The organism is Blastocatellia bacterium, from assembly GCA_035573895.1.
Taxonomy (GTDB): domain Bacteria; phylum Acidobacteriota; class Blastocatellia; order HR10; family HR10; genus DATLZR01.
This window is the reverse complement of record DATLZR010000047.1, coordinates 23,859-31,993: the sequence shown is the minus strand read 5'-3', so window position 1 is coordinate 31,993 and position 8,135 is coordinate 23,859. Positions and strand designations below refer to the sequence as shown.

The window sequence follows — 8,135 nt, the reverse complement described above, 5'->3', positions numbered from 1 at the left end:
GCAAGCCCGGCATGAGCCGCTCCGATCTGGTCAACGTCAATACCGACATCGTGCGGGGGGTGACGCAGGAAATCGTCAAGCATTCGCCGCAGGCGATCCTGATCGTCGTGTCCAATCCTCTGGACGCGATGGCCTATGTCGCCTACAAAGTGTCGGGCTTCCCCCGCGAGCGCGTCATCGGGATGGCGGGCATCCTCGATACGGCGCGAATGCGCTATTTCATCGCCGAGGAACTGAACGTCTCGGTGGAAGATGTGTTCGCCTTCGTCCTCGGCTCGCACGGGGATGAGATGGTCCCGCTCATTCGCTATTCGTCGGTCGCCGGGATTCCGCTCACCGACCTGCTGCCGAGAGAGAAACTCGATGCCATCGTCAAACGCACCCGCGAGGGTGGAGCCGAGATCGTGAGCCTGCTCAAAACCGGATCGGCCTACTACGCACCGTCGGCGGCGGTCGTCGAGATGGTCGAGTGCATCATCAAAGACAAAAAGAAGATTCGCCCCTGCTCGGTCTATCTCGATGGCGAGTACGGCATCAAGGGAGTGTTCGTCGGAGTTCCCGTCAAGCTCGGAGGCCAGGGCGTCGAACAGATCGTGGAGATCGGGTTGACGCTCGAAGAGCGAGCGGCTCTGCATAAATCGGCCGAAGCCGTGCGCTCGCTCATCGAAGGGATTCAGCTTTAAGAAGGGCTGCGTCCACTCCCACGGGCTCCGTCGGCGAGGGGCGGTCCCCAGCCGCCTCCGCCGGGCGTCCGAATGGAGATGATGTCGCCGTGTCTCACCCGGCGCGTGATTTTTCCCGGCAATCGTTCCTCGCGCCCCGATGAGAGGAGGACGTTTTCCCCCGGCTGCCCCGGTTCCCCTCCCTGAAGACCATAGGGAGCAAACCGCCGGCGATCCGAGAGAATGGAGATGTCGGCATCCGTCAGCACCTCGATCTCCCGGATGATGCCATCTCCCCCGCGGTGCTTCCCCTTCCCTCCGGACCCGGCCCGCAACGAGTAGCGGCGCACGCGCACGGGCAACGCATATTCCAGGGCCTCCACCGGCGTGTTCAACGAGTTTGTCATGTGCGTGTGGACGCCGCTGTCGCCATCACCGTCGGGACTGGCGCCCATGCCTCCGGCAACGGTTTCATAATAGGCGAAGGGCGACCCGGTGCGCGGATCAATTCCTCCAAGAGTGAAATTGTTCATCGTGCCGCTCGACGCTGCCGGGATGACATCGGGCAGGGCCGGCGCCAGCGCACGCAGCAACACATCCACAATTCGCTGTGATGTCTCGACGTTGCCCGCTGCCACCGGCGCAGGGAAAACGGCGTTGACCACCGTTCCCTCCGGAGCCTTCACGCGAATCGGCACGAGAATGCCCGCATTGGCCGGAACATCGCTGAGGATAATCGCACGGAAGACATAAAAGACCGCCGAGAGCGTAATGGCAAAGACGGCATTGACGTTTCCGCGCGTTTGCGGAGACGATCCGGAGAAATCCACAACCGCCGAATCTCCCGCGATGGTGATCGTCACGCGAATCTCCACCGGCTCATCCGTAATTCCATCGTCATCCAGATAATCAACGGCGGTGTAGATGCCGTCGGGAATCGTCTCCAGGCGACGTCGCACCATTCGTTCAGCGTAGGCCTGGAGTTCGCGCATGGCCGTTGTCACGACGCCGACGCCGTATTTTCGTACCATCTCGTGGAGCCGTCGTTCGCCCGTGCGGTTGGCAGCCAGTTGAGCCGTCAAATCTCCCTCCCGTTCGTGCGGCGTGCGCACGTTGGCCAGGATGAGCCGCATGACCGACTGGTTGAGCTGGCCCCGCTCGTAGAGCTTGATCGGCGGAATCCGCACCCCCTCTTGAAAAATCTCCGTCGAGAGCGGCATCGAACCCGCCGCCATCCCACCGATGTCGGCGTGATGCGCCCGATTGGCGACGTAAAACAAAGGCCTCCCGCCGGCCGTGGATTGTCCGGTAATGCTTCCTCCGGCTGGAGTCGCTTCGTCGGCAAAGACTGCTGATACCATCGTCACATCCGGCAGGTGAGTCCCTCCCTCATAGGGATCGTTGAGGATGACGACATCGCCCGGTTCAAAACGGACGGCATCAACGGCGGCCCGCACCGACAGGGGCATCGAACCGAGATGAACCGGCATGTGATCTCCCTGGGCGACAAGATTCCCCGCTCCGTCAAAAACGGCGCAGGAATAATCCCGCCGCTCTTTGATGTTGGGCGAAAATGCCGTCCGCCGCAGCGTCACACCCATCTCTTCGGCAATGGCGGCGAAAAGGGATTTGAAAATTTCCAGTTGGATTGGATCGAGGTGGTCGGTCATTATCTCCTCCGAAAAATGATGCATCGAATATGCGATTTTTCGTCCGCAGACTCGAAAGTCTGCGCTACTTCTTCCGCTGGAGAATGAGATTGCCCCACGCATCAACGAGACCCTGCCACGCGGGAGGAATGACCGTGGTGGCGCTGTACTCCAGGACAATGGCCGGACCGTCCAAGACATTTCCCGGAGCCAGCTCCTCGCGCCGATAGAAGGTCGTCTCCTCCGGTCGGGTCGAAAAATAGACCCGTCGGCGGGCCCACATCGCCGAAGGCGAAGGCTTCGGACCGGCGCTTTCTCTCGCGCGAAACGACGGCTTCTCGGTCTCCCCCCAGGCCCTCACCCGCACGGTGACCAGTTCGACCGCCCGCGTGCGATCGGCATAGCCGTATCGCTGCTCGTGAGCGCGATGAAATTCCTCAACGGCATTCGCCGACCAGGGTACGGACAGCTCAAATGATTGCCCGACATATCGCAGATCGAGGTATCGAGCGAATCGAATCGCCGACGGGGAAAATCCCTCGGCCTGCAAATCCTGGCGTGCGCGCTCCTCCAGCGGGATGAACCATCGGTCCACCTTTTCCGGGACGATCTCGGCTTGGGGGAGCATGACGGTCTGGGAATAATCCTTGACGACATCTGACAGCAACACGCCGAGCGCCGAAAGCAATCCCGGATTTTCCGGTATGAGCACGCGGGGAATCGAGAGCATCTCGGCCAGATCGCAGGCGTGGAGGCCCCCGGCCCCGCCAAAGGCCACCAGCGTGAACTCGCGCGGATCGTAACCGCGTTCGACCGAGATGACTTTGATGGCCCGCGCCATGTTAGCATTGGCCACATCGAGAATTCCCTGAGCGACGGCGACCGCTTCCGCCGTCGTGCGGCCAAGCGACGGAAAATTCCGGCAGAAGGCGGCAAAGTGCTCCTCGGTCCGGGCGAGATCGAGCGTCATCTGGCCTCCGAGGAAATAGTGTGGATCGAGTCGGCCGAGAATCAGGTGCGCATCCGTCACCGTGAGATCACGGCCTATACCGTAGCAGACGGGACCGGGATCGGCTCCGGCACTTTCGGGTCCGACGCGCAATGCGCCCCCTTCATCCAGTCGGGCAATGGACCCTCCGCCCGCTCCCACCGTGTGAATATCAATGACCGGAATACCGATGGGTAGTTCAGCCACGCGCGCTTCGGTCGTCGTCCGGATCGCTCCATCCACCAGGCTGACATCGGTCGAGGTACCGCCCATATCAAACGTGATGATGCGCGCGAAGCCCGCCCGGCGAGCGACCTCATAAGCCCCCACGACGCCCCCCGCCGGTCCCGACAGGACGGTTCTCACCGGCTGCTCGGCGGCCACCTCGGCCGAGATCGCGCCTCCGTTGGACTGCATCAGGCGCAGGCGACACCACCGCTTTTCCGCTCCCTGCTCATCGAGTCGCTCCAGCCCTTCAGCCATGCGCCGAAGGTAGGTGGCCATGAGCGGGGCAAGATACGCGTTGATCACCGTCGTGGAGGTTCGTTCGTACTCTCGATATTCCGGCAGGATGCGATGGGACACCGAGATCGGCAAGCCCAGCCGTTGCAGCCGCACGGCTGTTTGCGCTTCGTGCTCCGGGCGAAGGAAAGAAAAAAGGTAGCACACGGCAATGGACTCGACACCGAGAGCGACGAGCCGATCCGCCACCATCTCGAGCTGCGACTCATCCACGGGCACGAGCACATCGCCACTTGACGTCACGCGCTCGCGGATGCCAAAACGCAGTTCCCGAGGAACGAGCGGGCGCGGCTTGGAAGCCTTCAACCAATAGAGCCCCGGACGATTCTGGCGGCCGATCTCGATCACATCTTCAAATCCTGCGGTCGTCAGCAGAGCAGTCCGCGCTCCCTTCCGTTCCAGCACGGCGTTTGTCCCCACGGTCGTCCCGTGCACGATCTCCACGTCGGTGTCCGTCGAACGAAGTAGCTTCTTCACACCCGTGAGGAATGCAGCCTCCGGCCGCCTCGGCGTCGAGGGGAGTTTCAATACTTCGATTGCCCCGTCGCTCACGAAGATGAAATCGGTAAACGTTCCTCCAGTATCTACGCCAATGCGTCGCATGATGATCGTCCTGATCTTTGCGTCGTCATCGCTCAGCGGGCTGTGTGAGATTATCAAGATCTCCCGCAAGGGTCAACGGCGCAACCTGTGGCGCTTTTTTCGCAGACTGAAAAGTCGGCGCTACATTGGATTTCCAGCCCGTGCTTTTTCGCAGACTGGAAAGTCAGCGCTACTTCTCTTGCCCTCCCTCACGGACTCGCGCCACACTCTATGCTTCACGGATCCGGGGCGAGCGAGGAGCACACCGATGGATCGAGGGCATCGGCTTCTGCGCAATATCTCGTACAACTTTCTGGCCCAGGTCTGGTTTCTGCTCCTCACTCTGGGATCGGTTCCGTATATCGTCCGTCATCTCGGGGCGGACTCGTATGGCTTGCTCTCGATCATCACTCTGGTTGTCGGATACGCGGCAGTTCTCGATCTCGGACTGGGAGCTGCCGTGATCAAATATGTGGCCGAGTACCATGCCCGTCAGGATGTTGTGGCGCTCCGGAAACTGGTGGGGACGGCCCTGACGCTCTACATTCTTGTCGGAATCGGAGGGGCACTCCTCATGTGGATTCTGGCCGAGCCGCTGGCCACCACTGTTTTTGATCTCCCACCGGCGCTCATCGGCACCGCTCGAGAAGCTTTTTCCCTCAGTTCTCTGGGGGTGCTGGCAACGATGCTGGCGATGGTTTTCATGGCCATTCCCCAGGCGCTCCAACGATTCGATCTGCTGGTGAAGGCCACCATCGGATTGGGGACGACGACCGTGCTGGGACAGGTCATACTCCTGGCGCTCGGATTCTCGCTCCGTGAGATCGTGATCTTCAACGTCGTCATGGCCTGGGTGGGGCTCGGCGTTTTCGCTCTCGTGAGCAAGCGGCTTCTTCCCCGGATGGCGTTCGTCCCCCGATGGGATCGGCCGACGCTGGCCCGGCTTTTGCGTTTCAGCGGCTTCAAGGCTCTCTCCCTCATCAGCGGGCACCTGGTCTTTCAAACGGATCGCCTGTTGATCGCTCTCTTCCTGCCCATTGCTCAGGTCACTTACTACGCGATTCCCCAGGCCGTCGCCCAACGCATGCTCTCGTTGATCCCCAACATCACGACCGCGCTCTTCCCCGCCGTGAGCGAATATCAGAGTGAGACCGAGACTCTACGTGATCTCTACCTTCGCGGAGCCAAGAGCATTTTATTACTGGTCTTGCCGCTGACACTCGTGCTCGTGGTGATGGCCGATAAAATTCTCGTCCTCTGGATGGGACCCGATGTGGCGGCCCACAGTGAGATGGCTCTTCGCCTGCTGGCCTTCGGGTTCTTTCTGGCATCCTTTTCTGCCCTCCCCTGCGTGGTCGCCGAGGGGGTGGGGCGACCCGAACTGCCCGCCCTCTTTGCCACGCTCAGCGCGGTGCTGAACCTGGGATTTGCTCTCCTGCTCATCCCTCGCTGGGGAATCAACGGAGCGGCTCTCTCCTTGATCCTCAACGCGGCGATTCAGGTTCCTTTGTTCCTGGCTCAGGTCAACCGGAAAATCGTTGGCATTCGCCCGGGCGAATATATCAGCCGCATCCTGCTCCGGCCTCTTCTTGCCGCCGGGCCACCGACGGCTTTTCTTGTCGTGGCGGCACCGGAGGCAACGACATGGTTGCGTCTGGCCTTGATTCTCCTGGCGGGAGGAACCCTCTATCTCGTCTCCTGTCTCCTCTGCGGGTGCATCGAGCCGGGGGAACGGTTGAAGCTCAAACAATACTACACGGCTGTCGTGCGAGGATCATCCCGATGACATGTGATCCTCTGATCGCGGAAAAAGGGGATTATCCCTGGAAGACGGCGGTCAATCCGATCCTGGGAGATCTCGCGCTCGCCTACAACCGGGGAAATATCGTGGACCTCGGCTGCGGGACATGTCAGCTCTATGTTTATTTGAAGGAGCGGGGCTGGAACGGAAGCTACATCGGGATTGATCAACAACGGTACGAGGGATATGCCTATCCGGATGGAGTGACGTTGGTGATTGCCGATGCCTTCACCGTTGATCTGCCTCCGAGCGACACCTACATTCTTTACGACGTACTGGAGCATGTGGACGATCCGGTGCGCCTGCTCTCTCGCTGCCTGCGCGTCGCCCGCAATGTTCTTGTGGCTGTTCCCAAGCGCAACGAAGATCTCTGGCGCTATGGGATTGTGGAGTACCACCAACTGGATCGCACGCACAAGCATCACGGATTCTCGCAGCCGGAATTGCGCCAGCTTGTGGAGCGAAGCCAGGGACGAATCGTCCGCTTCCAGGAAATCATCCCGACCGACCTCTCGACCGTCCTGCCGGCCTTTTTCGACAGCCCCCGGCTCCACCGATGGGTGCGACGACTCCTCCGCTTCTGGCCCTCGAAGGTTTACTATCAGGAATTCTGGTGCGAGATCGAACCCGCTGAGGACGCCATCGGATCATGAGGATTGGCATTGACGTGACGCCGCTCGCGGTGGGAAAGGGCGGAGTGCCCAAGTACACCTGGGAACTCGTCCGCCACCTGCTCGCTCACGGTCATAATCATGAGTATCACCTCGTCAACGTCTCCCGGTTGCCGTCCCCTTCGCTCCAGGACCTGGGAGGGCCTCCCCGCGTGCACTTCCTCAGCAAGGGCTCATGGGGACTGGTATTTCTTCTCTCCCGGAAACTGCCGCTCCCCCTCCAGGCTGTCACGCGCTGGATGGAAACCCTTCTGACGGGGACCTCTCTGGAATCGCACCTTCGCGGGCTCGATCTCTTTCACTCCTCCGATGTCCTTCAGTGGGATGCCCGGCCCGGCAGAAACATCATCACCATGTTCGACATCACCACCGTTCTTTTTCCGCAGTTTCACACGCCGGCCAACATTCGCATTCACCAACGAAAGATCGCCTTCGCACGAGACATCGCCGATACAATTATCGCCATTTCCCACTCGACCAAAAACGACCTGGTCAATCACTGCGGGATCCCGGCGGAGAAGATTCGCGTCATCTATCCCGGCTGCGATCACGCTCTGTTTCACGTCTACCCCGAGGCAGAAACGGAACGAGTTCTCGCGACCTATCAGCTTCGTCCGGGATACATTCTTCACGTGGGTACGCTGGAACCGAGGAAGAACATCGTTCGCTTGATCGAAGCCTTTGAGATTGCTCATCGGCTGGGGACGGATGCCCTTCTGGTGCTGGTCGGTCCTCCCGGATGGTTGCACCGACCGATCTTTCACCGCCTCGAACGTTCGCCGCTCAGGGACAAAATCGTTATCGTCGGAGCGGTTCCCGAAGATGTCCTGCCCTCGTTCTACAACGGCGCGCGCGTTTTCGTCTATCCGTCGCTCTACGAAGGATTCGGTCTGCCGGTGGTGGAAGCGATGGCCTGCGGGGTTCCCGTGATCACGTCCGCGACCTCGTCCTTGCCGGAGGCCGTCGGGACCGCCGGAATCCTCGTTCCGCCCGATCAGCCCGAAGAGATCGGCCGAGCCATTCACCAGCTCTACCACGATGACGTGGAATGGGAGCGCCGCCGGGCATCGGGGATCATCCAATCGCATCGGTTTTCCTGGGAGAAAATGGCCGAGGAGGTCCTCGCCCTCTACGAGGAGACCGTCTCCGGGGGAATATCTAAGCGGGGGGCCTGAGGTTTTTTCTCTCGCGGACCTGGAAAGGCTGCGCTACTTGAGCTTGATCCACAGAGGAGACCGATTCTACAATACGTGGCGCCCG

6 protein-coding genes are annotated in these 8,135 nt (G+C 60.7%); 4 read left to right on the top strand and 2 right to left on the bottom strand.

What is annotated here, in order from left to right:
* A partial coding sequence (mdh, locus tag VNM72_05435) for a malate dehydrogenase (protein ID HXF04842.1) occupies positions 1-683 on the top strand: 683 nt, incomplete at its 5' end.
* Here the strand turns inward: mdh and VNM72_05430 are convergent.
* Both VNM72_05430 and VNM72_05425 read right to left on the bottom strand, forming a co-directional pair.
* Complete coding sequence (locus tag VNM72_05430) at positions 680-2,332, bottom strand: hydantoinase B/oxoprolinase family protein (protein ID HXF04841.1); 1,653 nt, start codon at positions 2,330-2,332, stop codon at positions 680-682. The two genes, mdh and VNM72_05430, sit on opposite strands and share 4 nt — an antisense overlap.
* Before the next feature lie 64 nt (positions 2,333-2,396).
* The gene (locus VNM72_05425; protein HXF04840.1) at positions 2,397-4,424 is read right to left on the bottom strand and encodes a hydantoinase/oxoprolinase family protein; all 2,028 of its coding nucleotides are present in this window, start codon (positions 4,422-4,424) and stop codon (positions 2,397-2,399) included.
* Positions 4,425-4,671: 247 nt separating this feature from the next.
* On the opposite strand from VNM72_05425, the gene VNM72_05420 reads away from it, so the two are divergent.
* From VNM72_05420 to VNM72_05410, 3 genes are read left to right on the top strand one after another with little or no spacing between them, the layout of a single operon-like run.
* A complete protein-coding gene (locus VNM72_05420) occupies positions 4,672-6,189 on the top strand; it encodes an oligosaccharide flippase family protein (GenBank protein ID HXF04839.1) in 1,518 nt (505 codons plus the stop codon).
* Positions 6,186-6,857 carry a class I SAM-dependent methyltransferase gene (locus VNM72_05415; protein HXF04838.1) on the top strand — a complete coding sequence of 224 codons (672 nt, stop codon included), beginning with the start codon at positions 6,186-6,188 and terminating at the stop codon, positions 6,855-6,857. The genes VNM72_05420 and VNM72_05415 overlap by 4 nt, the downstream gene beginning before the upstream one ends.
* The gene (locus VNM72_05410; protein HXF04837.1) at positions 6,854-8,050 is read left to right on the top strand and encodes a glycosyltransferase family 1 protein; all 1,197 of its coding nucleotides are present in this window, start codon (positions 6,854-6,856) and stop codon (positions 8,048-8,050) included. The genes VNM72_05415 and VNM72_05410 overlap by 4 nt, the downstream gene beginning before the upstream one ends.
* The last annotated feature ends 85 nt before the right edge of the window (positions 8,051-8,135 follow it).